Below are 23,446 nucleotides of genomic sequence, written 5' to 3' on the forward strand. Positions count from 1 at the left end.
AGTTAGCTGAAGGACAAACCCCACGGAAAGGGAAGTGGGCAGCCGGAGTGGTGGTCAAGCAAGCAGTAGCTATTATTCCATAATAGCTACTAGAGGAAGCGTAAATCTGAGCATTTAGTGATAAGGAATGAGCAAATTTTGCTCAGTTTTTTTTATGTGTGTCAATAAGCCCATTACTTTAGGTGGTTTTTTTCTTACAATCTCTTAATCTTCAGTTTAGTTTGAATTAACAGAGCATCGTTATAATAGAATTAAATACAGAACAAAGAGAGGGAGATTTAATGAAGCGTATTGTTTCAATTTTGCTAATGACATTTATTGTCATGTCCATGTTTACCACAGCTACATTTGCATCAAACAGTGAAATTAGTAAGAGAAATAAAGTTGTCAATGTAGCACATAGGGGTGCATCAGGACATGCTCCAGAGAATACGATGGCAGCTTTTCATGAGGCGTTTAAAATGAAAGCAGATTACATTGAGATTGATGTTCAAATGTCAAAAGATGGAGAATTAGTACTTATTCATGACACCACACTAGACCGTACTACAAATGGAACGGGTTATGTTGGAGATCATACGTTAGAGGAATTAAAACAACTAGATGCAGGAAGTTGGTTCAGTGATGAATTTGCCGGCGAGAAGATTCCAACCTTCGAAGAAGTATTAGATGCTTTTCGCGGAAAAATTGGTATCTTAGTTGAGTTAAAATCACCAGAATTATATCCTGGTATCGAGGAGAAGGTAGCTAATGCATTAAAGGAACGAAATATGGATAAGCCAAGAAATAATAAGATTATTATTCAATCTTTCAATCATGATTCTGTGTTAACCACCAAATCTTTATTACCACGTATACCTGTAGGAGTACTGGCTGGGATGAGCTGGAAGGATGTTACGGATCAAGAGCTTGAGGAATTTGCTTCTTATGCTGACTATTTCAACCCAAATATGAATATTTTAGACGCTGAATTAGTAGACAGAATTCATGACATAGGTTTGGATATTTGGCCATATACGGTCAGAGAAAAGGAACAGGCAGATCGACTGTTAAAGCTAGGCGTGGATGGAATTATTACTGATTTTCCTGAATATGTATATGACCATCCTGGAAGACATAAATAAGGAACAAAAGCGTGTCCGATTAGAAACGTAGCGACTGGAGCGAGTCAACGGAGATAAAGGAATCACGGTGAGCTTACGATCCGATCCTGACTTATCGTAGGCGATTCATGAAGTCGCCTCGTTTCTGGACGCGACTTAACACACCCTTATTTATCCACATGGGATAATTTTATAATTTTCTTGATTTGCTGACTATGAAAAAAGGGGCTGAATAAGTTTAAAAAGACTTGAGGGCCCCTTTTTTATTTTAAGACTAAAATTCAGAAAACCAATTTAGCCGTTAACAATCGTTCCACCATTTACATGGATCATTTGTCCACTGACATAGCTTGAATCCTTACAAGCTAAATATACGTAAGCAGGGGCTAATTCCTCTGGTTGACCAGGTCTTTTCATTGGAGTATCCCCTCCAAAGGAATCAACTTTTTCTTTTGTGAATGTAGAAGGAATTAACGGTGTCCAAATAGGACCAGGTGCTACAGCATTTACACGAATTCCTTTGTCAGCTAATTCCTCTGATAGTGATCGAGTAAAGGATGTGATCGCTCCTTTTGTTGCAGAATAATCAATTAAATCTTTGCTACCTTGATATGCTGTTATGGATGAAGTATTGATGATCGCACTTCCTTTTTTTAGGTTAGGAAGTACTGCTTTGGTTAAATAAAACATACTGAAAATATTAGTACGAAATGTTTTCTCTAATTGGTTACTTGTAATATCCAATATACTTGACTGTGGATGCTGCTCAGCTGCGTTATTTACCAAGACATCGATTTTCTTAAACTTTTCGAGTGTTTCTGCTACAGCTGCTTCACAAAAGGCTTGATTACCTACATCACCATCGATGAGGATACATTTTTTTCCTACCTGCTCGACTAAGCGCTTTGTTTCATTAGCGTCAGAATGTTCATTAAGATATATAATCGCGATATCTGCACCTTCTCGCGCAAAGTGAATGCTTACTGCTCGTCCAATCCCACTATCTCCTCCAGTTATTAAAGCAACCTTACCATATAATTTATTGCTACCATGATAGTCTGCACGGATGTATGCTGGTTCAGGCTTCATCTTTGCTTCTATTCCTGGTTGTTTATTCTGCTGCTGTGCTGGGGGTGTCAGCTGTCCATTCTCTTTTTCCATTTTCATATTTATACCTCCTGTTAAGCTGCTTTCTTTACTCTAATGGAAAGTGTTAGTTTCATTTTCCCCGAATCGTACTTTTTCAATCATATAATTGCTAAGGCGTTATAATGTTCAACAAAACGGGACAATAAAAAAATACTCAGCATATGAATCTTTTTCTGAGTATTTTTTAAGTGAAAATAGTGGATACAGATTTCATGTAGAGAGTAAATCAAATTCCTTCTTTAATAAAATGATGTAGGAAAGGGCTTCTTTGGTGTGTTGTACATATATTCATGTGCAGAGCTGGCACCTTGAATTTTAAGAAAGGAATAAATTTCTCGATACATGACAATATCTATTTCACCGGTAACATATTTCTTTTGATAATAATCTAGAATATCATTCATAGAATTAGGAGACTGATTACGCTCATGTTGATACATCTGGATTAATTGATCGATGTACATGCTATCCCCTCCCTTTGTAAGTTTTGTACAACCTAATACTACATGATTATGATCGGAGGGCAGTTTTCATGCATGTAATTTTCGTTTTATCCTATAACGTGACTTACTTTAATTCTGTATCTGTTGGTACATTTGGTTGATCTGGCAAGTTTAAGGTGTGAATGACTTTATCGCTATTCATATCATATACCTTCATTTGATTATAGGAAAAGGTATATAGAACGTTATCGATAGATGCCATTCTTCTCGTTTCTGACTCCCATTCTGGATGGTCATTTTCCTGTTTCTGGTGTGTAATGGATTCCTTTATTTGAATGCCATTTTCAGACGAAATATTAAGTAATAAAGCCCCTTCAAATAAAAATTGCGGTTTTTCATATGTTATATCTGCTTCTTGGACAGTCTTTGTCTCAAAGAGAGTAACTGGAAAGCCAAATAGATTTTTGTCCGGATGTTGATACAGTGCTTTATGATTATGGTTTAATTCGGTAAAGGAACCTTTTTCACCGATCACCTTACTAAACGTTTCTTTTGGTTTAGTAGGGTTACTAACATCAAAGATAGATATCTTAATTCCGCCGGTTTGTACAAGTGGTTCTGCATGATTCGTATTATTATCAACCTCGGTGTGCATTCCAAATCCTATCACATGCTGTTTATCCAATGGGTGTAAATAATTACTAAATCCAGGGATTTTTAATTCGCCCAAAACGTTTGGATTTTTGGGGTCTTTTAAGTCAATCACGAATAAAGGATCGATTTGTTTAAATGTAACCATATAAGCGACATTATCCATAAAACGAACACTATAGATTCGTTCGTCTTTTGCCAATCCTTCAATGGATCCTAGTCTATTTAATTCTAGATCAAATGTATATAAATTATTTGTAGTGTTTTCGTTTTCATCTATTCTATCGTTCGTAGTGGCTACACGAAAGTTATCCTTTCGTTCATCCATAGCAAATTGATTAATTAAGGTACCTGGCACCGTTGTCGAAGCTTGAAATTCTATATTGCCATTGTCTACAGCAAATTGCATGATTTCCGTTTTTACAGGCATTGGTGCAATCATTGTTGCTGTCTCTTCACTTCTTGAAGTATTATTTTGTTGGTACTTAGCAACAGCAATATACATATGCCGTTTGGACATATAGATGTCATGTGAAGCACCTAAATAGGATTGTATCTTTGCTGTTTCATTTATATTGTTGAGATCGATGGAGGTAAAGAGCAAGAAGTTCTTTTCCTCACTTTCTGGAAAGAAATACATATCATCATAGTTAATAGGCTTTCCATCTTTTCCATCTTTTGCATCTGCAGCAGTATCCTTTATAAATGGACGGATTTCTGGATTAGAATCAGCTTCTTCTAAGATTCTAAAATCAGGTTGCTCATTAGCAATAAGATATAGTTGGTTATCTGTTTTCCGTGAAGCTGAATAATTTCCTTCCAATGTTACTTCCCGAATCCGCTCGGGATTTTCCTTGTTGGAGATATCATAAATAAACACTGTAGTTTGACTGTGATGTGGCATTATATCTCTTGTTAGAGAACTGTTTTGTTGCTTTGTTGAATGATTATCCTCTTTACGTATCGGTTTATAACTATGGCCTATACTAATAAGATAATTATCATGTAAATATAGTTCCAACGGTTGAAAATTTTTCTCTGTAATTGTACTAATTACATTGCTTTCATTACTTCCCGCCGTAACTATGAGCAAATCATTTTCGCGTGAGAAGTAAAGATATTCTCCATCACTTTTTAGCTGGTCTCCCTCGTCGATACCTGCTACTTGAACATTTGTATTTGAAGTAGGAGTTGCAGCGGGCTTATCAGCTGCTAATTCGTTTGTCGATTCAGCCGTATTCGCAGATTCCTCTTTAATTGTCATCGTGGATCGTTCTTTAAGGATTGTTATTAATTGCTGTGCATCTTTGATTTTTGGAATATCGTTAACGACTGTAAACGTATGTGTGAGAGCATCCGAGAGGTAGTCTCCCTTTGCTGTTTTTACGCGATTAGATATGTTAATTTGGTAGGTGTGATCTTGTTGATAGCCATTTTCTGCATTAATTTTCAAAATGGTGTTTGATTCTTCCCAGTCAAAGGAAATAGATAAGGGCTCATTGTTTTCATTACGAATGGTAACACTTTCTTGTGTAATTGAATTTGGATCCATTTCTTTATTAAAATGAATGGTCCAAATTTTAGCTGCGGTAGCATAACTTGTGGCATTTGGTATATTTGCGGTTACCTTATTTGTTGTAAGCGAATAAAAAATTCCTACGCTGCATAGTAGAATTACTAAAAATAGCAATCCAGTTATTTGCTTATTCATTATCGAACCTCCTTTTATTTTGTTGGTGAAAAATTATTAATATTTACTTGAATACATCTATTTGAAGCGTGAATGCTTACTTATCTAGTTAGACGGACAAAATGATTGATTTGTTACAATGTTGTCAAAAAAAAGCTTAACCCAAGTTTAGGGTTAAGCGAAGTCATTACTTAGAGTTATTCAAGAAGAAAAGTGCAATTGTTCCAGGGCCTGAATGAGAACCAATCGCGGAGCCAACCATTTCAATAACGACATCTTTAACAGGAAATTTCTCTTTGATCATTGCAGCAAGTTGCTTTGCACGTTCAAGGTCATCACCATGAGAAATTCCAATTGTTTGATCTGTGAAATCTTTGCCCCGTTCTTCCATTAAGTCTAACATGCGTTGAAATAACTTTTTGGAACCACGGATTTTTTCTAAAGGAATTAATTTTCCATCTTCTACATGAAGAATAGGTTTTATCTTTAAAAGTGTGCCTACAAATGCAGCTGTTCGGCTAACTCGACCACCACGGTATAAATATTCTAAATTATCTACCGTGAAAATATGTTCCATATTTACTGCATATGTACGTGCAGCTGAGATTATCTCTTCCAATGTTGCGCCTTGTTTAGCAAGCTTAGCTGTATGAAGAACTACAAGTCCATAGCCTAGGGAAGCGCATTTTGTATCGATAACGTGAATAGGTGCTTCTGGGTGAATCTCCTTTACTTCCTGTTCCATCATCTTAGCTGTTTGATAGGTACCGGAAAGTTCAGAAGAAAATGCAAGATACACTAGAGGTTGATTTGACTCAGCGTAAGCAGTAAAAATATCTTTAAAAGTTTGTGGAGAAACCTGTGATGTTTTTGGGCTTTTCCCTTCTCTCATGGCATGATAAACTGTCTTAGGGTTAATTGTTTTTCCATCTTCATAATCATTATCATCAAGATGAACCGTTAATGATACCATTTCTATATCAAATTCGTTATAATAAGTCATTGACAAATCACATGCGGAATCCGCAAGAATTTTTATCGTCATATATATTCACCTGCATTTCTAAACTAGACTTTATTTTAGTTTAAATTGAATTTGTAGGATAGTCAAAATATATTTACGTAAAATTTTAAAAAATGTAAAAAATAATCAGTATGTTATACCAATTTGTAGGGAGGTAGCTATGTTTATATTTGAAGCAAAACGGATTTTCGTAGTCATTTTTGGAGCATTCTTAAATGCGTTGTCGCTAAACTTTTTCCTCATTGGAGCAAATGTATATGCTAGTGGGTTTACGGGTGCTGCCCAGCTGGTTTCTAGTGTATTTAACGATTTCATTGGTATAGGCGTTAGTACGGGAATTTTACTTGCAGTATTCAATATTCCTGTAGCGATCTTAGGCTGGTTTAAAGTAGGGAAAGGGTTTACGGTATACAGTATCATATCTGTAATGTTTACATCCGTATTTTTAGAATTATTACCTGTATTAGAAATTTCCGAAGATATAATTTTAAATGCTGTATTTGGCGGAGTGATTGCAGGAACGGGTGTAGGATTAACCTTGAAGGTAGGTGCATCTACTGGGGGTATGGATATTGTAGCAATGGTATTATCTAGAATGAAGGATCGCCCAATTGGAACGTATTTCTTAATGCTCAATGCAATTATTATTGCTTTGGCAGGGATTCTTTATCAACCAGAAAATGCTTTATATACATTATTAACATTGTATGTAACTACCCGTGTAATCGATGCTATTCATACACGCCATGAAAAAGTAACCGCGATGATTATTACCCATAAAGCGGATGAATTACAAAAAGAAATTCACAAAACGATGGTAAGAGGGATCACTATTTTGCCTGCTAAAGGTGCATATACAAAAGCAGATAAGCACATGATGTACCTAGTTGTGACACGCTATGAGTTATATGACCTGGAACGGATTATTAATGAAGTTGACCCCAATGCGTTTACCAATATTGTACAAACGACGGGCATATTTGGGTTCTTCCGAAGAGATTGATCCTTAAAATAGGCATAAGAGAAGGGGATACGATGAAATATTTCAGTGTTATTTTAATCTTATTATTTCTAATGGGGTGTGGTGACCAAGCGGAAACAGGTGATGATTCATCAAACCATTCCTCGATGAATAAGGAAACAACTGCTAATACTGCAGTAAGTTTTCGGAATATCGATATAAAGGTAGAAGATGGAAAAGCTATTATAGAAGGAGAAGTCAATGCAAGAAATACAGAAGTATTCTATATCCTTGAACATCAAAATCAAGAAATAATTAGCGAAAAACAAGCAAATACCAAACAACAGTCAGTAGCATGGATGGATTTTACTCTGGAAGTTTCACTTCCAGAAGAGGTGATGACTGGAAAAGAGCCACCGATTTTAATTCTTTATGGAAAAAATGAACAAGATGAAAGGATTAATGCAAATTATTTTCCAGTTGATATAAATAATGAATAATGACACAAAAAGGTCATGCAATCAAATGCTGACCTTTTTTATAGCCATATGATGTATGGCTTAATAGCCATAGTTTTCTAATACACTTATTACTTGGGGAGAAAGGTTATCCCATTCAACATCGAATTTTTTGTTTATGGTGATAAAGTTTTGGTAGCCAAATACATTATCAACACCTTCTAATTCCATAAGATCATTTAAAATTTGATGTTCGCTCGTATCACCAGGCATAACAGAAATGCTGTTTGTTCCTTCAAAAATTAGTTTATCCGTTGTAAATTTCAACGCGTTTGGGTTTGGGGTGGCTTCTGCTCGAATTCCCATTCGTCATCCCTCCTAAATCATACTTACTTCTATAGTAGCAGAAAAAGGTGGGATAAAAAAGCATTTTGTCGAATGAAATCCATGATACTTAAAGGATTCATTTGCATCAGAATAAAAGTACAAGTGTCCGATTAGAAACGTAACGACTAGAGCGAGTCAACGGAGATAAAGGAAACACGGTGAGCTTGCGAGTCATGATGACTTATCGTACGCGATTCGTGAAGTCGCCTCGTTTCTGGAATGTGGAGCTGGGCGCGGCTCAGCACGCCCATATGTATCCGCATGGGCTATTTTTATAATTTCCCAGACAATAAAACTGCCTCTTCAAGTGGAAGAGACAGTTTTATTGCTTAAAGTAAATCCGTTTCATCATGTCCATTAAAAACTAATGAATTGGAATTTACCTTCACAATATATGCAGAGGCTACTGTAATTGATTATGCTGTTTTAGTTGGTTCTCCAATTGCTGTAATTGCTGCTTTTCCTCAGGAGTGGCTTCATTATATGCAGCTTGTATAGCATTTTGTGCTGCTTGCTTATCCTGAGCACTAGCATTGTTTCCTTGCATATTCATAAAGTTTGTAACAGCATTTCTAGCTTGTTGAAAAAGGTTATTGTTATTATTATTCAACTTAAAAACCTCCTACTGTGTGGTTATCTGCTTCTTCCTGTTTTCTTTCTGCATCAGAGAATCTTGCCCTGTACGGAAATCGCTCAGCATGTTTTTTAACAGAATCAGCGCTCTGTTGGCTAAAACGCTTAGACTTACTTCCTTTTCCCACGATACTTCCTCCTTAGGAACACTATTTTGGAAAGAATCATGTTACACAAAAGCATGTTTAGCGTTCTTGAATAGCGCTCGCTATCCTTTTAGTCAGAATGGTACATTTGGAAGTTATGCAAAAAGTGAACGCATGTAGGCGTTCACTTCTAGTATGGCTGCTATGTTTTTTTATATAGTAGGAAATATTTGTGAATAATTAAACGGATTCAACCTCTAATTTTAAATATTCTTGAAGGAAGTTACCAATGCCATCCTCTTCGTTTGTATCAGTTATGTGTTTTGCCACAGCTTTTAATTCATCAATGGCATTTCCCATTGCAACACCAACACCAGCATAGTCAATCATTTCCAAGTCATTATCTTCATCGCCAAAGGCAATGATTCTCTCCTTTGGAATATGGTAATAATGAGCGACCTTTTGTAGACCTACCGCTTTATTCATCCCTTTTCTAACAATTTCTATGATATTCCACGGTGCACCCCATTTGCGATGTTCAATTAAATCAGCATGGTACTGATCAAGATGCTGACGCAACGTAGTAATATGATCTTCTTTTGGGTGAATAAGAATAGAAGTTGGATCTTCTCTTAATTTATTCTTAAGACTTCCAATGGTAAATGGCGGATCATTTTGAGTCATATGGAAGATGTCAATAATTGCTTGATCGTATTGATCCAAATAAACCTCATCCATAACCTCCGCTAACACATTATGGACATTAAGCTCATAGCAGGCTTCGACAATCTTATGTGCAGTTCTTATGGGCATAGGACTATGTAGCGCATCCCATTTACTATCTTGAGGATGATGAATTAGCGCACCATTAAAATTCACCATAGGTGTTGATAAACCAAGGTTTTTATAATAGTTAATACTAGCTCGATGTGGTCTTCCAGTAGCAATAACAACTATATGCCCTTCATCCATTGCTTTCCATATCAGCTGTTTGGTTCGGGGACTAATTTCCTTTTTATCTGTTAAAAGCGTACCATCTAAATCCAATGCGATTAAATGTCTATTCGTTTGCATAATTATTTCACCTCATCTGACAATAGTGTATAGTTGATAGTTATAGATGTAAAGTAAAATTTATCTAAGCATCATTTGCATTTCCAAACAATGGAATAGTAAAATTGTAAATGAAAACATACGTAAGGGGACAGTCACGATGATTGGAATATATGAAGAACAAATAAATAACATTCCGAGCTTGATTGTAGTTGAAGCAGATAAAGCAAAAGAAGCACTACCTGTCATCACATATTTTCATGGATTTACGAGTGCAAAAGAACATAACCTTCCTTTAGCGTTTTTACTTGCTGAAAAAGGATACAGGGTTATCTTACCAGATAGTAAATACCATGGTGCTAGAGAACAAGAAGTATCCTCTTTAAAACGACAAGTGTCTTTCTGGGAAATCGTCATACAAAATGTAAAAGAGCTAAAGGATGTAAAAGAATATCTAGATGATAAAGGTCTTGTCTTAAATGACCAATTTGGTATTGCAGGGACCAGTATGGGTGGTATCACCACTTCAGCAGCCCTTACACAGTATCCTTGGATTAAAACGGCGGCGATTTTAATGGGCTCTCCTAAGATAACAACCTATGCAAAAACACTGGTTGATAGCTTTAAAAAGATGGGGAATCTTCCGGTAACGGATGAAGAAATTAATTCCTTATATGAGCAATTGAAGTTATACGATTTGTCTGAACGGCCAGAAAAATTAAATCAACGTCCGTTGTTATTTTGGCATGGAGAAGACGATCCAGTTGTTCCGTTTGACCATTCCTATACTTTTTATGAACAAGTTGCCAAGGATTATATGAATCCGGAAGACATTGTATTTTTGAAGGAAGCCAATCGTGGGCATAAAGTGGGAAGGTATGCCATATTAGAAACAGTTAAATGGTTTGATAGGCATTTGTAGTTTGAAACAATGATATTTAAAAAAATCTATAAATATGTTTAAATAGTAATATCAAGTTAGAGGAGGTATGAGGGTATGGATGAAGCGCTAAAAGAGAATTTAATGGGTGCCTTAGAAAATGTTATTGATCCTGAATTAGGTATTGATATTGTTAATTTAGGTCTAATATATGATGTTGATTTAAATGACGAAGGTGTATGTAAAGTAACGATGACACTTACTGCAATGGGGTGCCCACTTGCTGGACATATCGAGCAAGATGTAAAGCATGCACTATTTGATATACCAGAAGTCAAGGAAACAGAAGTAAATATTGTTTGGAATCCACCTTGGGGTAAAGAAAGAATGTCTCGCTATGCTAAAATTGCCTTAGGTATTCCTGATTGATAATAATTTAGGTTAATTCATAGTATATGGATTGACCTTTTTATTTAGAATGATTAGGGTTGGTTTTTTCTTTCTAAAAAGGAGATGAACCACTAAACGTAGCTGAAGCAATAACGAAGGTAATAAGTTCTGACGCAGGGGCAGTTAATCCATTTATTGGAATGGTTCGTGAATTTACGAAAGGTAAACGAACCGTTTATTTAGAATACCAAGCATATAGAACGATGGTTTGGCAGAGAAAATGTTAGCGCAAATTGGCGACGAAATTAACCAAAAATGGGATAATGCGGATACGGTAATTATTCATCGAATTAGTAAGTTAGATACTTCAGATATTGCTGTTGTCATTGCAGGATCAACTCCACATCGTAAGGATACGATCGAAGCAAGTAGTTATGCTATGGAACGGTTGAAAGAAATTGTCCCTATTTGGAAGAAGGAGCATTAGGATAATGAAGAGGTTTGGATAGGTGTTCAAATACAGGAGAATACGAATGAAGTCTCTGTGATAGCGAAAGGGGAATTTCACTTGATTAAGGTGTTGATGGTTGCTGAAATAAAAGAAATAGTAAAAGATAAAATTTTACTGGGCGGAGCTGGGATGACTGTAAGGGAATTAAAGGAGAAATTGCAAGTAACATTAAGCGTGGAAGTATAGAGTCTGCACTCGTTGTAATTAACGAGGAATATGTGGATGAGCAGACATTGTTGAAAGAGGGCGATGTAGTAGCTATCATTCTCATCTGTTAGTGGGGGATAATCGAGCTGCTTGTCTGTATGAATAATAAAGCTGGATGACAATAAGTTATAACGGATTGAAGTGTGTAATAGGCTAGGAGAAGTACAGTCAATTACAGTTATTATGAGTTAAAAGGGCGGACTGCTTTTTCGTTGGCATTCCGCGTATTAATGAATAGTACATAAGTGAACAGGGCATTCTTCGCAATTAATGGCATTTTTAAGGTATTGTAAATTATGAATAGTAATGTATCCTTTGCAAATAGTTAGAATCCCTTTGCGCTTTAACTCGTTTAGTAAACGACTAACACTTTCTCTTGTTGTACCGCAGAAATTAGCTAGCTCTTGATTCGTAAGAGCTATGTTAATGAAGATAGCTTGTTCCTGCTTGAGCCCATAGCTATTTGATAATCTAATTAATGTTGAGTAGAGGGCACCACGCTTTCCAAACATGACTAAATCTCTGAATTTAGTTTGATCTCTCCGTAATGCGTTATTCATTAAATTGATAAAATCAATTGCCAGCTTACCGTCTTTTTGTAATTCTGTTTTTAGTCGTGAGGTAGTAAAAACAGCCGCTTTCGTATATTCTAGAGCCTTAGCATGTAATAAGAAGAAGTTACTTTCTAAACCTATATTTAATTCACCGATCACGTCTCCAGTAGAACATAAGCGTAAGGAAAGCTCTTTACCATCAGGAGAGGTTTTACCAACTTCGACTTTCCCCGATTGGATGATATATAGTTCTGTTGCTAGATCGGCTTCATGAAATACATAGTCTCCTGCTCGGAATTCTTGATAATAATCAGGATTATTTAGTAACTGTGTTAGCCTCTGAGAAAATCCATTTGCAGTACTCATATAAAGCTCCTCCAATCCATGAAGATCATCCGTTAAAAAATAGAAGCAGCAGTCATTAAACTGCTGCTTGAAGAAAATAATTATGTTACAAGAAAATAATAACAAGGATACCTACAATAAAGCAATAAAATGCAAAGTATTTCAGGTTTCCTTTGGCCATAATATTAATAAACCATTTTAAAGCAAAATACGAAGCGATGATTGAAGCAAGAAATGCTAATATGTTCGGAATCATTAATGCGCTAAACTCTGGGCTAGTAACTATTTTTGGTAACTTTAATACCGTTATCCCTAAGCTAACAGGAATGTATAGTAGAAACGAGAATCGTAATGCAGTCTCTTGTTTCATACCAACTAACATCGCTGCTACAATCGTAGCACCTGAACGACTAATCCCTGGAATGAGTGATACTGCTTGGGCAGCCCCTACAATTAATGCGTCCTTTACAGTTAGATCACCATCATTTTTCTTCCCTCTAAGGTTTCGAATAACCCATAATGCTGCTCCCGTAATTAACAATGTGTAGCCGACAACTACAGGGAAACTTAGTTTCTCACTAATATAATCCTCGAATAATAGTCCTAAAATTCCTGTAGGAATCGTAGCAATGATTAGAAATAAAATAAACTGAAAATCCGCCTTTGCTGTTTCTTCTTTTTTACTAAGATAACGCCAGCCATTTACAATTAGGCGAATAATATCTTTGCGGAAGATAACAAGAACAGCCAGTAATGAACCAAAATTAACAAGTATTTCAAAGGAAAGACCTTTGATTTCTATACCAAAAAGTTCTCGTAAAATGACTAAGTGCCCGCTTGATGAAATTGGAATTGGTTCTGTAAATCCTTGAAATAATCCTAGAATTACATATTTTATTAATGTCCCAAGTTCGGTTAGTGTTTCCATGAAATGTTCCTCCTCTTAATGTATTATTTATTTTTATCACTTATAGTCACCAACCCATAGGCTAATGAATAGGCTAGGTGGTGAGGAGGTAGATAAAAATGAATAATAATTATCAACATATATACGATGTGTGCAAAGATCATATGCATGCTTATGTGCTTATTGAATTAGCAGATGGTTCCAGTATTGATGGTATTATCACGGGACTAGATCAGGAATCAGTTTACATTGCAGTACCTTTAGAAGGTCATGAACAACAAAATATGATGTCTCAGCATCAGGCACCCTCCCATCAAAGACAATTCGGATATGGGTATCCTGGTTATGGGTATCCACCACCACGTTTCAGAAGATTAATTTTGCCATTAGCTACGATTGCTGCATTAAGTATTCTGCCATGGTACTAAGACTACAAATGTTCGCATAGCAGCGAAATGTCTACACGTACTAATTCCTAGGATAGAACATAGTAAAACCCTTGCCCACTGTGCAGAGAAGGCAAGGGTTTATCCGGGCATACACAGGTTATTCCTCTCACTTACAGATTTACTATCGAAATATAAGATCAATTCACCTGTTTTCGTATTCCATCTACCGAATGGCAGCTATGCATAGTTGCTAAAGAACATGCTAATCACATTAATTTTCATGATTAGCTTCTGTTTGATCATCAGTTAACACACTATCACCCAATATGGTAATGGCTATAAACATAGTAACAGCAAGTACGATTGTACCCATGACGTCAAATTTATCGCCACCCATGCTTGATAAAACATAAGAAAGCACACTACTGATTAGAAGTGCCCAAACAATTGTTGCAATATAACGCATTTTATACACCTCAGCTTTTTGCAATTATCTCTACTTCATCTTTAATTAGTTTACCAAAACCGATAGGAAAAAAAAAGTATTTCTTTAGGTTATTGCTGCCATTGTTAATTAGGTATGCATCCCGCTTACTTTTATGTAAGAGGAACTACATAAATGTTTAGTTCCAATTGACGGTTCAAAGGGGGAGGAGAATTATTTATGACTTGTTTAGTTATAAATTGTAATCATTGGATAGGTTATCATATTGTCAATGATCTATTGGAAAAAGGTTGGGAAGTCGATGGATTAGTAAATGAGCAGCTAAATGATTCACTAAGCCTTTATTATGGAAGAAATAGTAATTTTTCGTTTTATCAAAGTGCAAATAAAAAACACTATGATACAAAGATTCATGTAGGTTCTATGAAAAGGGTAGAAGAAGTATCAGCAGATCTATCTGTAGTAATTCATTCAGTAGCTCCTGATCATTTACATGCGAATGATTTTTTTATTAAAGCTCCCTTACTTTTTGGTGAATGGATGCCTATGACTGAGAATGGAATGTATCGTAATCAACTCTTCATTCCGTTTAATTCAACATATTTCCTTACAGAGGCTGTCTATATTAAGGATTTCATGCATGCATTTATGGATTGGCTGGAAAAAGATAATAAAAAAGGTGAAAATAAAGAAAATAAGCAAATAAAACTTGAAAAATCAGCTTATCTTCGTGACAATATACCTATAGAAGAAAAATTAGATCATGTATTAGAGCATTATCATTTGAATAAGGAAATCTATTAGGTATGTTGGGTAATAAAAAATGCATATAGATTGGAGTGCCCACAATTGCAGAAGTTTGGATTGCTAGTAATTTTACTAATATTTGCAGTTATTATTGTAACTGGTTGTAGTTCCAATGTGGGTCAAGGGAAAATGCAAAATGTTGGAATGCTATTGGAAACTTCCATTAGTGACCAAGTATGGGCTGAAAAGGGATATCAAGGGTTAAATGAAATAGGTGAAACGTTTGATACCGATGTCTATTATAAAGAAAATATTAAAACAGAGGCAGAAGTAATTAAAGCAGTAGATGAGTTTGTACAGCATGGAGTAAATCTTGTTTTTGGACACAGTAGTATTTATGGGAAATACTTTACAGATATAGCAAAAAATTATCCTGACTTACATTTTGTTTATTTTAATGGTGGATATTTTTCTGATAATGTAACCAGTTTTAACTTTAATGCACATGCAATGGGTTTTTTTGCTGGTGTTTTGTCAGGGGCTATGACAGAGACAGATAAAGTAGGGATAGTTGCTGCTTACGAATGGCAACCAGAGATAGAAGGATTTTTTGAAGGTGTAAAATATCAAAATCCTCAAGCAGCTGTACAACTTGAATTTTTAAATGATTGGAACGATACGCAAACGGCAACGCAAATTTATCAAACGATGAAGCACGAAGGAACAGATGTGTTTTATCCAACGGGTGATGCTTATAGTGCTGAAATTATTGAGCGAGCAAAGCAGGACGGTAATTATGCAATTGGTTATGTGACCGATCAATCCGCAGTTGGTAGAAAAACGGTATTAACGAGTACGATTCAACATGTGGACAAGCTGTATCATTATGCTGCAGAACAATTTAATGATGGGGAGCTTGAAGGCGATATAAAAACATTCGACTTTCAAGATGATGCGATATCGTTAGCCCCATTTAGCTCAGATGTTCCAATTGCCATCCAGAAGCAACTGAAACAAATGGTTGATGCCTATACGGAAACAGGATTACTACCTCATGAGCAGTAATGTGACAACCATGAAGCTAACTTGCAAATTAGGGTAAAATACATTAAAATTAGTACCAAGTCATAATAATAGATAATAACATTATGTTTAAGGAGATGGAAATATGGATGTTGGTGTTTTAGGTACAGGTCACTATGTTCCAGAAAAGATCGTGACAAATAAAGATATGGAAAAAATAGTGGAGACAAATGACGAATGGATCCGCACAAGAACAGGAATTGAAGAGCGAAGAATTGCAGGAGATGATATAGATACGTCAGATATGGCCTATTATTCCGCAATAGACGCCCTAGAGAATGCAGACATGACACCAGAAGATATTGATTTAATATTAGTTGCTACCGTGACACCAGATACACCCTTCCCCTCTGTAGCATGTATAATTCAAGAAAGATTAGGAGCAACAAATGCTGCTGCTATGGATATAAGTGCTGCCTGTTCTGGATTTATGTATGGAATGGTTACAGCCAAACAATTTATCGATACAAATACGTACAAACATGTACTAGTAGTTGGGGTGGAAAAACTTTCGAAAGTAACAGACTGGAAAGATCGAAGTACTTGTGTGCTCTTTGGTGATGGTGCAGGTGCCGCAGTAATGGGACCTGTTTCGCAAGGAAGAGGTATTCTATCCTTTGAACTAGGATCTAATGGTGCTGGTGGGAAGGAATTATATCAAGACAAAGATAGCGGCTATATCTTTATGAATGGTCGTGAAGTGTTTAAGTTTGCTGTTAGACAAATGCCAGAGTCCTCTGTAAATGTAATTAAAGCAGCAGGTCATAACGAAGAGGATGTTGATTACTTAATTCCACATCAAGCAAATATTCGTATTATGGATGCTGCTAGAGAAAGACTTGGTATATCCGAAGATAAGATGGCGAAAACAGTGAAGAAATATGGGAATAATTCCGCAGCATCCATCCCTATTGCTTTATCAGAATCAATTAAAGATGGTAAAATAAACGATGATGATTTGATCGTTTTAGTAGGCTTTGGTGGTGGATTAACGTGGGGAGCTTTGGCATTACGCTGGGGCAGATAAATGTATATGATGTAGGAGGTCAATCGTATGGAGCAAAGAAGAGTAGTTATAACTGGTGTAGGAGCTATTAGTCCTGTTGGTAATGATGTAAATACGATGTGGGAAAATCTTATTAACGGGAAATCAGGTATTGACTATGTTACAAGAGTAGATAAAGATCTTTATGCAGCAAAGGTAGCTGCAGAGGTTAAGGATTTTGAGCCAACAAAGTATATAGAAAAAAGAGATGTCCGTAAAATGGACTTATTTACACAATATGCAGTTGTAGCATCTAAAATGGCAGTCGAGGACGCAAACCTAACGATAGATGAAAGTAATGAAAATCGGGTAGGTGTGTGGATTGGCTCCGGTATTGGTGGAATGCAGACATGGGAAGATCAGCATAAGAAGCTATTGGAAAAAGGTCCAAAACGGGTTAGTCCGTTCTTTGTGCCGATGATGATTCCGGATATGGCAGCTGGCCAAGTGTCGATTCAATTAGGTGCTAAAGGAATTAATTCCTGTACAGTAACTGCTTGTGCATCTGGCGCAAACTCTATTGGTGATGCTTTTAAGGCTATTCAGCGTGGAGATGCAGATTATATAATAACCGGTGGAACAGAAGCACCAATATCAAATATGGCTTTTGCTGGTTTTTCATCTGCCAAGGCTTTGTCTACAAACGAAGACCCAGAAAAGGCAAGCAGACCATTCGATAAAAATAGAGATGGGTTTATAATGGGTGAAGGTTCAGGTATATTGATTCTTGAAGACCTTGAAACGGCATTATCCCGTGGGGCACATATTTATGCTGAAATTGTTGGTTATGGTGCGACTGGTGATGCTTATCATATAACAGCACCTGCAGAAAGTGGAGAAGGTGCAGCCCGAGCAATGCAGCATGCATTGGATGATGCGTCGATTTCTGCTCAGGAAGTAGATTATATAAATGCTCATGGTACGGGTACAGATCTTAATGATAAATATGAAACAGCAGCAATTAAGGCTGTATTAAAGGAACATGCTGATAAAGTAGCAATTTCTTCAACAAAATCAATGACAGGACATTTACTTGGAGCTGCTGGAGGAATTGAGTCGGTTATTGCTGTAAAATCCATTGTAGATGGAATTATTCCACCGACAATTAACTATGAAACTCCAGATCCAGAATGCGATTTGGATTATGTCCCAAACGAAGCTAGAAAGCAGGATGTAAATGTTGTATTGAGCAACTCACTAGGTTTTGGTGGTCATAATGTTGCATTAGTATTTAAAAAATATGAATAGGAAATCAAAGTCGATCCGATTACATGGGGGTCGGCTTTTTTATTGTCTAGGAAATTATAAAATTAGCCCATGTAGATAAATAGGCGCGTGCTGAGCGGCGTCTCCCGCAGAAACGAAGCGATCTTCACGAATCGCCCTAATCTAATTCATTCATCGGCTCGTAAGCTCACTGTGATTCCTTATCTCCGTTGACTCGCTCCAGTCACTACGTTTCTATTCGGACGCTTGCACTTTTATTCATAGAAGAACAACGACTGCCACTTCAAGCAATAAAAGTGAAACAATTATGGGGAAGTGGGGGATCGACTGCCAGTAAATGTCTGATTGGTTCAAAGTCCTTTAGGTCAAACCCTTGTGGTACTAGCATCTGTGGAGAATAAACAAAACCCCACGGATCGAAGTTTTACTTTATTTGTGACTTGTACATTTTTTTCATTTCTTTTATAAGACAAGCATATTCTATTAAAAAGTGGACAAGGTAGGCGAAAAGCAATGGGGTATGTGTTTATCTTTCTAATGGGTTTTGGTTTTTCGGTGATGGGTGGAGTAACGATAATTGCTTACATGAACTTCCTACCAGCTGGACTTTCATGGGGAGAATACTTCACGTTTATTGCTAGTAGAATGGAGTGTTATTTTCTTCCAATAGGAATTATTATCATGGCAATTGTGCTGGCTCGATTTCCAAATAATACTAATCGCGGATCTTAGGGGACTTTAAAAAACAATTATATTTGTATGGATTATTAGCAACGGAGCGTTATTAGCCAATGAAATGATTCATCACAATGGATCGGATTTACCTTAAAATATCCTCATTTAAAAATGGGTCACTTAGAATATTTTTCTAAATGATGGTCATAATGTATGTTAAGTTCAGTTAATAAAGTGAGGGTTGTTTTATGTTATATATGCATGATGTATGGGTGAATTGGTTTGAAGGAGAAGAGAACGGTTATAATGTTTGTTATTTTCAAGAATGGCGTAAAGAAGATGGCATCGAGTTGCTAGATCAAGTGCCACTGCTATACATAACAAAGGATTTGTATAACTATATTGAAAATGACATGCATGATTTGCCAAAAGCCTTGCTAGATGCAATTTACAAACGCGCATATATGAGAAAAGGACAGGAGCGAACCGTATTAGACTATGCTTGTATTGTAACAGATGGAAACGATATTGTAGCTTTTGATACGATTAGTTATAAAATTCCTGTTCGTAAAAGTAGACTAATTCCGAGACAGGAGCAATTGGTGTATGACATGATAAAAAACACCAAACCTCAATCATTTAAGTTTGATAATAAATTTTATCAAAAGGAGTACCATATGCTTTCCATGCCACCTGAGCTTGTCTTTGGATTAACTAGAAGAGAGAGACAGTTGAAGCAATTATTAATGATGGGTTTAGACCAATTACGTACGGCGAATAATTTAGAGGAATTACGATATTGGTTGACGGAATGGGATCCCAAGAACTACCCTTATATCCGCTTCATGGATGAAGAGAAGGTTTGGACAGCTTTATATAATGGAGTTAGGGAAGGCTGGAGCTCTAGGCATGAGGACTTGTGTGGAAAGCTGATAAAAGGGCAACCATTTTTAGAGAAAATGTGGGAAATAGAAAACGGTCAAGAACAGAATACATCCAAACAGCAGTAATTCTTATGGGAGGATAGGCTGCCTACCTATTTTAAATAGGAGAGGGCGAGGCAAAAAGAAATTTAATAAAGGCTCCGAATTATAACCGTGTATATAAAGCTATATCTGGTTCATAGTTTGGAGCCTTTATTGTTCATTTTTTGAAGTGGAAGATGAAAGCGTAAAATGTTGTTCCCATATATAACTGGCAGTAAGAGTAAGCCCCGCTCCAAGCAATCTGTGAAACCACTATTATTAAGTGTGTGAATCGACTGCCAGTAAATGTCCGATTGGTTCAAAGGCCTTTGAGTCATACCCTTGTGGTTCGAACAGTCCGTGGGGGAAACCACCTACGGATGGAAGCTTCACTTTATTTGCAGTCTTTACGTTTTGTATAGCATTATTTTTTCTTTTTTACTCTTCCTAAACCTATTGCTTTCTTTGCTTTCGCTACTGTACGATTCGCAGTGATGGATGCTTTTTCAGCCCCATTGTCTAAAATCTGATCTAGCTCATCTGAGTTAATTAAAGCATTATATTTATCCTGAATTGGTTTTAGTACTTCAATGACAGCGTCGGCAGTACCTTGTTTGAATTCACCATATCCCTTTCCTTCATATTTAGCTTCCAATTCTTGGATGGATTCTCCTGAACAAATGGAATGTATGGTAAGAAGGTTTGATACACCTGCCTTGTTCTCTTTATCATATTTAACAACACCATCAGAATCCGTGACGGCACTTTTAATTTTCTTCTCAATTTTATTTGGTTCATCAAGCATGGAAATAAAACCTTTTTCATTGGAATCGGATTTACTCATTTTTTTCAAAGGATCTTGTAATGACATAATTCTCGCACCGACTTTAGGAATGCTTACTTCAGGTATTGTAAAAATATCATTATATCGATTATTGAAACGATGGGCTAGATCTCTGGTTAATTCTAAGTGTTGTTTTTGATCATCGCCAACAGGAACAATATCTGTATTGTATAGTAAAATGTCAGCAGCCATTAGCGAAGGGTACGTTAATAAACCAGAGGATACAGCTTCTTTTCCTTTTGATTTATCTTTGAATTGCGTCATACGCTCTAATTCACCCATATAGCTAATGGATTGTAAGATCCAACCTAGCTGTGTATGTGCGGGCACTTCAGACTGAATAAATAGGGTTGACTTGTCAGGATCAATCCCAGATGCAAGGTATAATGCTGCAAGTGAGCGAATATTATATCTTAATTTTAAGCGGTCTTGAGGAACTGTAATAGCATGTTCATCTACAATACAAAAGTAGCAGTCATGATCGTCTTGTAGTTTTGTAAAATGTTTTAAAGCTCCTAAATAATTTCCTAACGTTAGTGTACCACTTGGTTGAATACCAGAGAATATTGTTTGCATAATAATTCTTCACTCCATTTCAATTTTGGGCCATATAAAAAGGTCCAATTATCCCTAAAAATAGGGACGATTGAACCGCGGTGCCACCCTTATTATCTTACATTATTAATGTAAGATCACTTTCAACATATAAGCTCTAAAGCCCATTTCCAATCATCCATAGCGCTTGTTTCCACCAACCACAAGCTCTCTGTTACATGGTGTTTTAGGATAATGCTCCAATGAAACAAACGAAAAACCCCATAATTTTTGCTAGCGGGACATTGTACTATATCTTTATCATCGCTTTAACTTATTAATTTACATTATTATATATGATAAGACATGGTAAAATCAAGTTACACTAGCTCTGCTTTACTAGCAAACTAAGCGTGATATTATATATATTTTTTAGTGTTTTAGCATTCGTGTATCCTCAGCATAAAAGTGCAATTACTCTAAGATGCCGAGAAATGAAAGAAACGCATGGAAAGGGGTTCAATTATGAAAGTACTAATCGTAGGTTCAGGGGCGATGGGAAGTTTATTTGCAGGCAAGTTAAAGCAACATGGTGTAGATATCACATTATTAAATAGGCCAAATAGCCATATAAAGGCAATACAAAAGACTGGGTTACAGATTGTCGAACAAGACGGAAATCTTGCTACAATTGATCTTATGGTAAAAACAAATGCTGCTGATTTAAACAATGATTATGACCTTATCCTTTTATTTGTTAAAGCATTTGCTACAGAATCTGTATTATCAAACGTTTTACCATTCCTTTCACGTACTACACCAATTCTCACGTTGCAAAATGGTGTTGGAAATATGGAAAAGATACAAAAGCTAAGTCCGTCACGTAACGTAGTTGTAGGTGGAACTAGTACCGGTGCTGGAATAGTAAAACCTGGTGTAGTGGAGCAACGTGCTTGGGGGAGTACATTTATCGGATCTACCGTACCAGAAAAGCACAAGCAATTACTTGAACAAATTGCCTCTCTCTTCTCTGCAGGGGGAATCAAGACACATGTATCTGAGAATGTTCAATCTGTCATTTGGAGTAAATTAATCGTTAATGTAGCCTATAATGGATTAACAGCCGTTACACGATTAACAAATGGGGAGGCAATACGGACAGATGAGGGGAAGGAACTAGTTGCAAAGCTGGTAACTGAGGCTGTGCAAATTGCAGAACGAAAAGGGATTCTGTTATTGTATGATGATCCAATAAATGAATGTATCCGTTTAGGAATAGAAGAGATCGGCAAAAATACATCATCTATGTTAACAGATGTTCTAAACAAAAGAAAAACGGAAGTTGAAGTAATTAATGGAGCAATTGTTAAGGAGGGAAAGAAACACAACATGGCTACTCCATACAATGAAATGATTCTGAAACTAGTTTATATGATTGAAAACAGCTATGAACAACGCTTATAAGAACCTTATTTTAGTCGAAAGATAAAGCGGGCAGGGCATAACTAAATGGTTTCTAAAGACGAACAACATACTATACTATCTCCGGACATTTACGTAGATCTCTGGGGGAAATTATTGGTGAGTCTTACAAGTGCATCAGCACGAGAAGGCTCACCAGCTGTTTATTATCTGGCTAAAACACTTTTGTCCCAATCACCAATATGTCTATGATTCTATTGTTGTTAATGGAGGCTCCTGTTCAAGGATTTCTCTAATTTCATTATTTTCATTCATAATAGCCACAAGCGGGCGATGTGCAGCCAGTTCTTCGTTTGAGATTAGTGCATAGGAAACAATAATAACAACATCTTCCTTCTGTACGAGTCTAGCTGCTGCTCCGTTTAGACAGACAACTCTTGATCCTCTTTCACCAGGTATAACATATGTTTCAAGTCGTGCCCCGTTATTATTATTGACAATTTGTACCTTTTCATGTGGAAGGATATTTACTTTATCCAAAATATCTTGATCAATAGTCACACTGCCAACATAATTTAAATTTGCCTCTGTTACCCGGGCTCTATGAATTTTACTTTTCATCATAGTACGAAACATAC

At 36.4% G+C, this 23,446-nt stretch carries 28 protein-coding genes and 1 pseudogene; 16 read left to right on the forward strand and 13 right to left on the reverse strand.

Annotation, left to right across the window (positions count from 1 at the left end; genetic code table 11):
• Window positions 1–281 precede the first annotated feature (281 nt).
• Window positions 282–1,124 carry a glycerophosphodiester phosphodiesterase gene (locus tag RVS70_RS14415; protein WP_026680625.1) on the forward strand — a complete coding sequence of 281 codons (843 nt, stop codon included), beginning with the start codon at window positions 282–284 and terminating at the stop codon, window positions 1,122–1,124.
• Between the two features lie 273 nt (window positions 1,125–1,397).
• Here the strand turns inward: RVS70_RS14415 and RVS70_RS14420 are convergent, their stop codons facing one another.
• The 4 genes from RVS70_RS14420 to RVS70_RS14435 all read right to left on the reverse strand — a co-directional run bounded on the left by RVS70_RS14420 (window position 1,398) and on the right by RVS70_RS14435 (window position 6,081).
• The gene (locus RVS70_RS14420; protein ID WP_026680626.1) at window positions 1,398–2,270 is read right to left on the reverse strand and encodes an SDR family oxidoreductase; all 873 of its coding nucleotides are present in this window, start codon (window positions 2,268–2,270) and stop codon (window positions 1,398–1,400) included.
• A gap of 221 nt (window positions 2,271–2,491) precedes the next feature.
• Complete coding sequence (yppF, locus tag RVS70_RS14425; RefSeq protein ID WP_051388293.1) at window positions 2,492–2,716, reverse strand: YppF family protein; 225 nt, start codon at window positions 2,714–2,716, stop codon at window positions 2,492–2,494.
• Between the two features lie 103 nt (window positions 2,717–2,819).
• Entirely contained in the window at window positions 2,820–5,057 is a 2,238-nt protein-coding gene (locus RVS70_RS14430) for a beta-propeller domain-containing protein (protein ID WP_321133797.1), read from the reverse strand.
• Window positions 5,058–5,223: 166 nt separating this feature from the next.
• Window positions 5,224–6,081, reverse strand: coding sequence for a DegV family protein (locus tag RVS70_RS14435; protein ID WP_026680628.1), 858 nt, complete (start codon window positions 6,079–6,081; stop codon window positions 5,224–5,226).
• Window positions 6,082–6,220: 139 nt separating this feature from the next.
• Here RVS70_RS14435 and RVS70_RS14440 point away from each other — a divergent pair, with 139 nt between their 5' ends.
• Both RVS70_RS14440 and RVS70_RS14445 read left to right on the forward strand, forming a co-directional pair.
• The gene (locus RVS70_RS14440) at window positions 6,221–7,063 is read left to right on the forward strand and encodes a YitT family protein (RefSeq protein ID WP_026680629.1); all 843 of its coding nucleotides are present in this window, start codon (window positions 6,221–6,223) and stop codon (window positions 7,061–7,063) included.
• 32 nt (window positions 7,064–7,095) lie between these two features.
• Window positions 7,096–7,521, forward strand: a complete 426-nt coding sequence (locus RVS70_RS14445; RefSeq protein ID WP_121604875.1) for a hypothetical protein — start codon at window positions 7,096–7,098, stop codon at window positions 7,519–7,521.
• Between the two features lie 60 nt (window positions 7,522–7,581).
• Here the strand turns inward: RVS70_RS14445 and RVS70_RS14450 are convergent, their stop codons facing one another.
• From RVS70_RS14450 to RVS70_RS14465, 4 genes are all read right to left on the reverse strand, one after another.
• Window positions 7,582–7,845 (reverse strand): NifU N-terminal domain-containing protein, encoded by a 264-nt coding sequence (locus tag RVS70_RS14450; RefSeq protein ID WP_026680631.1) that lies wholly within the window; start codon window positions 7,843–7,845, stop codon window positions 7,582–7,584.
• Between the two features lie 424 nt (window positions 7,846–8,269).
• Complete coding sequence (locus RVS70_RS14455) at window positions 8,270–8,476, reverse strand: DUF3813 family protein (protein WP_026680632.1); 207 nt, start codon at window positions 8,474–8,476, stop codon at window positions 8,270–8,272.
• Window position 8,477: 1 nt separating this feature from the next.
• Window positions 8,478–8,627, reverse strand: coding sequence for a hypothetical protein (locus RVS70_RS14460; protein ID WP_162986391.1), 150 nt, complete (start codon window positions 8,625–8,627; stop codon window positions 8,478–8,480).
• A 198-nt stretch (window positions 8,628–8,825) separates the two neighbouring features.
• Window positions 8,826–9,659: an HAD family hydrolase gene (locus RVS70_RS14465; RefSeq protein ID WP_026680633.1), complete on the reverse strand. Its 834-nt coding sequence runs from the start codon at window positions 9,657–9,659 to the stop codon at window positions 8,826–8,828.
• Window positions 9,660–9,798: 139 nt separating this feature from the next.
• Between RVS70_RS14465 and RVS70_RS14470 the strand changes: the two genes are divergently transcribed.
• The 5 genes and pseudogenes from RVS70_RS14470 to RVS70_RS23410 all read left to right on the forward strand — a co-directional run bounded on the left by RVS70_RS14470 (window position 9,799) and on the right by RVS70_RS23410 (window position 11,697).
• Complete coding sequence (locus tag RVS70_RS14470; RefSeq protein WP_026680634.1) at window positions 9,799–10,560, forward strand: prolyl oligopeptidase family serine peptidase; 762 nt, start codon at window positions 9,799–9,801, stop codon at window positions 10,558–10,560.
• 75 nt (window positions 10,561–10,635) lie between these two features.
• Complete coding sequence (locus tag RVS70_RS14475; protein WP_026680635.1) at window positions 10,636–10,947, forward strand: metal-sulfur cluster assembly factor; 312 nt, start codon at window positions 10,636–10,638, stop codon at window positions 10,945–10,947.
• A 110-nt stretch (window positions 10,948–11,057) separates the two neighbouring features.
• Window positions 11,058–11,395: pseudogene (locus RVS70_RS14480) on the forward strand (molybdenum cofactor biosynthesis protein MoaE).
• Between the two features lie 81 nt (window positions 11,396–11,476).
• A complete protein-coding gene (locus RVS70_RS14485) occupies window positions 11,477–11,605 on the forward strand; it encodes a hypothetical protein (RefSeq protein ID WP_255637735.1) in 129 nt (42 codons plus the stop codon).
• A gap of 32 nt (window positions 11,606–11,637) precedes the next feature.
• Window positions 11,638–11,697: a hypothetical protein gene (locus RVS70_RS23410; protein ID WP_366141137.1), complete on the forward strand. Its 60-nt coding sequence runs from the start codon at window positions 11,638–11,640 to the stop codon at window positions 11,695–11,697.
• A gap of 156 nt (window positions 11,698–11,853) precedes the next feature.
• Here the strand turns inward: RVS70_RS23410 and RVS70_RS14490 are convergent, their stop codons facing one another.
• Window positions 11,854–12,546 (reverse strand): Crp/Fnr family transcriptional regulator, encoded by a 693-nt coding sequence (locus RVS70_RS14490; protein ID WP_026680636.1) that lies wholly within the window; start codon window positions 12,544–12,546, stop codon window positions 11,854–11,856.
• 85 nt (window positions 12,547–12,631) lie between these two features.
• Window positions 12,632–13,453: an undecaprenyl-diphosphate phosphatase gene (locus RVS70_RS14495; protein WP_121604879.1), complete on the reverse strand. Its 822-nt coding sequence runs from the start codon at window positions 13,451–13,453 to the stop codon at window positions 12,632–12,634.
• Window positions 13,454–13,551: 98 nt separating this feature from the next.
• On the opposite strand from RVS70_RS14495, the gene RVS70_RS14500 reads away from it, so the two are divergent.
• Complete coding sequence (locus RVS70_RS14500; RefSeq protein WP_321133804.1) at window positions 13,552–13,860, forward strand: hypothetical protein; 309 nt, start codon at window positions 13,552–13,554, stop codon at window positions 13,858–13,860.
• 232 nt (window positions 13,861–14,092) lie between these two features.
• Here RVS70_RS14500 and RVS70_RS14505 read toward each other — a convergent pair whose 3' ends face one another.
• A complete protein-coding gene (locus tag RVS70_RS14505) occupies window positions 14,093–14,287 on the reverse strand; it encodes a DUF2929 family protein (RefSeq protein ID WP_026680639.1) in 195 nt (64 codons plus the stop codon).
• 198 nt (window positions 14,288–14,485) lie between these two features.
• Between RVS70_RS14505 and RVS70_RS14510 the strand changes: the two genes are divergently transcribed.
• From RVS70_RS14510 to RVS70_RS14535, 6 genes are all read left to right on the forward strand, one after another.
• A complete protein-coding gene (locus RVS70_RS14510) occupies window positions 14,486–15,070 on the forward strand; it encodes a hypothetical protein (RefSeq protein WP_026680640.1) in 585 nt (194 codons plus the stop codon).
• Window positions 15,071–15,115: 45 nt separating this feature from the next.
• A complete protein-coding gene (locus RVS70_RS14515; RefSeq protein WP_026680641.1) occupies window positions 15,116–16,078 on the forward strand; it encodes a BMP family ABC transporter substrate-binding protein in 963 nt (320 codons plus the stop codon).
• Window positions 16,079–16,181: 103 nt separating this feature from the next.
• On the forward strand, window positions 16,182–17,123 hold the full coding sequence (locus RVS70_RS14520) for a beta-ketoacyl-ACP synthase III (protein ID WP_121604880.1): 942 nt from the start codon (window positions 16,182–16,184) through the stop codon (window positions 17,121–17,123).
• Between the two features lie 27 nt (window positions 17,124–17,150).
• Complete coding sequence (gene fabF, locus RVS70_RS14525) at window positions 17,151–18,389, forward strand: beta-ketoacyl-ACP synthase II (RefSeq protein WP_026680643.1); 1,239 nt, start codon at window positions 17,151–17,153, stop codon at window positions 18,387–18,389.
• Window positions 18,390–18,881: 492 nt separating this feature from the next.
• Complete coding sequence (locus RVS70_RS14530) at window positions 18,882–19,100, forward strand: hypothetical protein (protein ID WP_026680644.1); 219 nt, start codon at window positions 18,882–18,884, stop codon at window positions 19,098–19,100.
• A gap of 191 nt (window positions 19,101–19,291) precedes the next feature.
• Window positions 19,292–20,053 carry a YjbA family protein gene (locus RVS70_RS14535; RefSeq protein ID WP_026680645.1) on the forward strand — a complete coding sequence of 254 codons (762 nt, stop codon included), beginning with the start codon at window positions 19,292–19,294 and terminating at the stop codon, window positions 20,051–20,053.
• A gap of 379 nt (window positions 20,054–20,432) precedes the next feature.
• Here RVS70_RS14535 and trpS read toward each other — a convergent pair whose 3' ends face one another.
• A complete protein-coding gene (trpS, locus tag RVS70_RS14540; RefSeq protein ID WP_205388412.1) occupies window positions 20,433–21,428 on the reverse strand; it encodes a tryptophan--tRNA ligase in 996 nt (331 codons plus the stop codon).
• A gap of 483 nt (window positions 21,429–21,911) precedes the next feature.
• Between trpS and RVS70_RS14545 the strand changes: the two genes are divergently transcribed.
• Window positions 21,912–22,850 (forward strand): ketopantoate reductase family protein, encoded by a 939-nt coding sequence (locus tag RVS70_RS14545; protein ID WP_026680647.1) that lies wholly within the window; start codon window positions 21,912–21,914, stop codon window positions 22,848–22,850.
• Between the two features lie 204 nt (window positions 22,851–23,054).
• Here RVS70_RS14545 and panD read toward each other — a convergent pair whose 3' ends face one another.
• Window positions 23,055–23,444 (reverse strand): aspartate 1-decarboxylase, encoded by a 390-nt coding sequence (panD, locus tag RVS70_RS14550; RefSeq protein ID WP_026680648.1) that lies wholly within the window; start codon window positions 23,442–23,444, stop codon window positions 23,055–23,057.
• Window positions 23,445–23,446 lie beyond the last annotated feature (2 nt).

Source organism: Virgibacillus sp. M23, assembly GCF_034190895.1.
Taxonomy (GTDB): Bacteria; Bacillota; Bacilli; order Bacillales; family Amphibacillaceae; genus Virgibacillus; species Virgibacillus salarius.

What these genes read in the sequence shown, in the direction of transcription:
- RVS70_RS14415 (WP_026680625.1), top strand. Translation starts at nt 282, where the DNA reads ATGAAGCGTATTGTTTCAATTTTGCTAATGACATTTATTGTCATGTCC.
- RVS70_RS14420 (WP_026680626.1), bottom strand. Translation starts at nt 2,270, where the DNA reads ATGAAAATGGAAAAAGAGAATGGACAGCTGACACCCCCAGCACAGCAG.
- yppF (WP_051388293.1), bottom strand. Translation starts at nt 2,716, where the DNA reads ATGTACATCGATCAATTAATCCAGATGTATCAACATGAGCGTAATCAG.
- RVS70_RS14430 (WP_321133797.1), bottom strand. Translation starts at nt 5,057, where the DNA reads ATGAATAAGCAAATAACTGGATTGCTATTTTTAGTAATTCTACTATGC.
- RVS70_RS14435 (WP_026680628.1), bottom strand. Translation starts at nt 6,081, where the DNA reads ATGACGATAAAAATTCTTGCGGATTCCGCATGTGATTTGTCAATGACT.
- RVS70_RS14440 (WP_026680629.1), top strand. Translation starts at nt 6,221, where the DNA reads ATGTTTATATTTGAAGCAAAACGGATTTTCGTAGTCATTTTTGGAGCA.
- RVS70_RS14445 (WP_121604875.1), top strand. Translation starts at nt 7,096, where the DNA reads ATGAAATATTTCAGTGTTATTTTAATCTTATTATTTCTAATGGGGTGT.
- RVS70_RS14450 (WP_026680631.1), bottom strand. Translation starts at nt 7,845, where the DNA reads ATGGGAATTCGAGCAGAAGCCACCCCAAACCCAAACGCGTTGAAATTT.
- RVS70_RS14465 (WP_026680633.1), bottom strand. Translation starts at nt 9,659, where the DNA reads ATGCAAACGAATAGACATTTAATCGCATTGGATTTAGATGGTACGCTT.
- RVS70_RS14470 (WP_026680634.1), top strand. Translation starts at nt 9,799, where the DNA reads ATGATTGGAATATATGAAGAACAAATAAATAACATTCCGAGCTTGATT.
- RVS70_RS14475 (WP_026680635.1), top strand. Translation starts at nt 10,636, where the DNA reads ATGGATGAAGCGCTAAAAGAGAATTTAATGGGTGCCTTAGAAAATGTT.
- RVS70_RS14490 (WP_026680636.1), bottom strand. Translation starts at nt 12,546, where the DNA reads ATGAGTACTGCAAATGGATTTTCTCAGAGGCTAACACAGTTACTAAAT.
- RVS70_RS14495 (WP_121604879.1), bottom strand. Translation starts at nt 13,453, where the DNA reads ATGGAAACACTAACCGAACTTGGGACATTAATAAAATATGTAATTCTA.
- RVS70_RS14500 (WP_321133804.1), top strand. Translation starts at nt 13,552, where the DNA reads ATGAATAATAATTATCAACATATATACGATGTGTGCAAAGATCATATG.
- RVS70_RS14505 (WP_026680639.1), bottom strand. Translation starts at nt 14,287, where the DNA reads ATGCGTTATATTGCAACAATTGTTTGGGCACTTCTAATCAGTAGTGTG.
- RVS70_RS14510 (WP_026680640.1), top strand. Translation starts at nt 14,486, where the DNA reads ATGACTTGTTTAGTTATAAATTGTAATCATTGGATAGGTTATCATATT.
- RVS70_RS14520 (WP_121604880.1), top strand. Translation starts at nt 16,182, where the DNA reads ATGGATGTTGGTGTTTTAGGTACAGGTCACTATGTTCCAGAAAAGATC.
- fabF (WP_026680643.1), top strand. Translation starts at nt 17,151, where the DNA reads ATGGAGCAAAGAAGAGTAGTTATAACTGGTGTAGGAGCTATTAGTCCT.
- RVS70_RS14530 (WP_026680644.1), top strand. Translation starts at nt 18,882, where the DNA reads ATGGGGTATGTGTTTATCTTTCTAATGGGTTTTGGTTTTTCGGTGATG.
- RVS70_RS14535 (WP_026680645.1), top strand. Translation starts at nt 19,292, where the DNA reads ATGTTATATATGCATGATGTATGGGTGAATTGGTTTGAAGGAGAAGAG.
- trpS (WP_205388412.1), bottom strand. Translation starts at nt 21,428, where the DNA reads ATGCAAACAATATTCTCTGGTATTCAACCAAGTGGTACACTAACGTTA.
- RVS70_RS14545 (WP_026680647.1), top strand. Translation starts at nt 21,912, where the DNA reads ATGAAAGTACTAATCGTAGGTTCAGGGGCGATGGGAAGTTTATTTGCA.
- panD (WP_026680648.1), bottom strand. Translation starts at nt 23,444, where the DNA reads ATGTTTCGTACTATGATGAAAAGTAAAATTCATAGAGCCCGGGTAACA.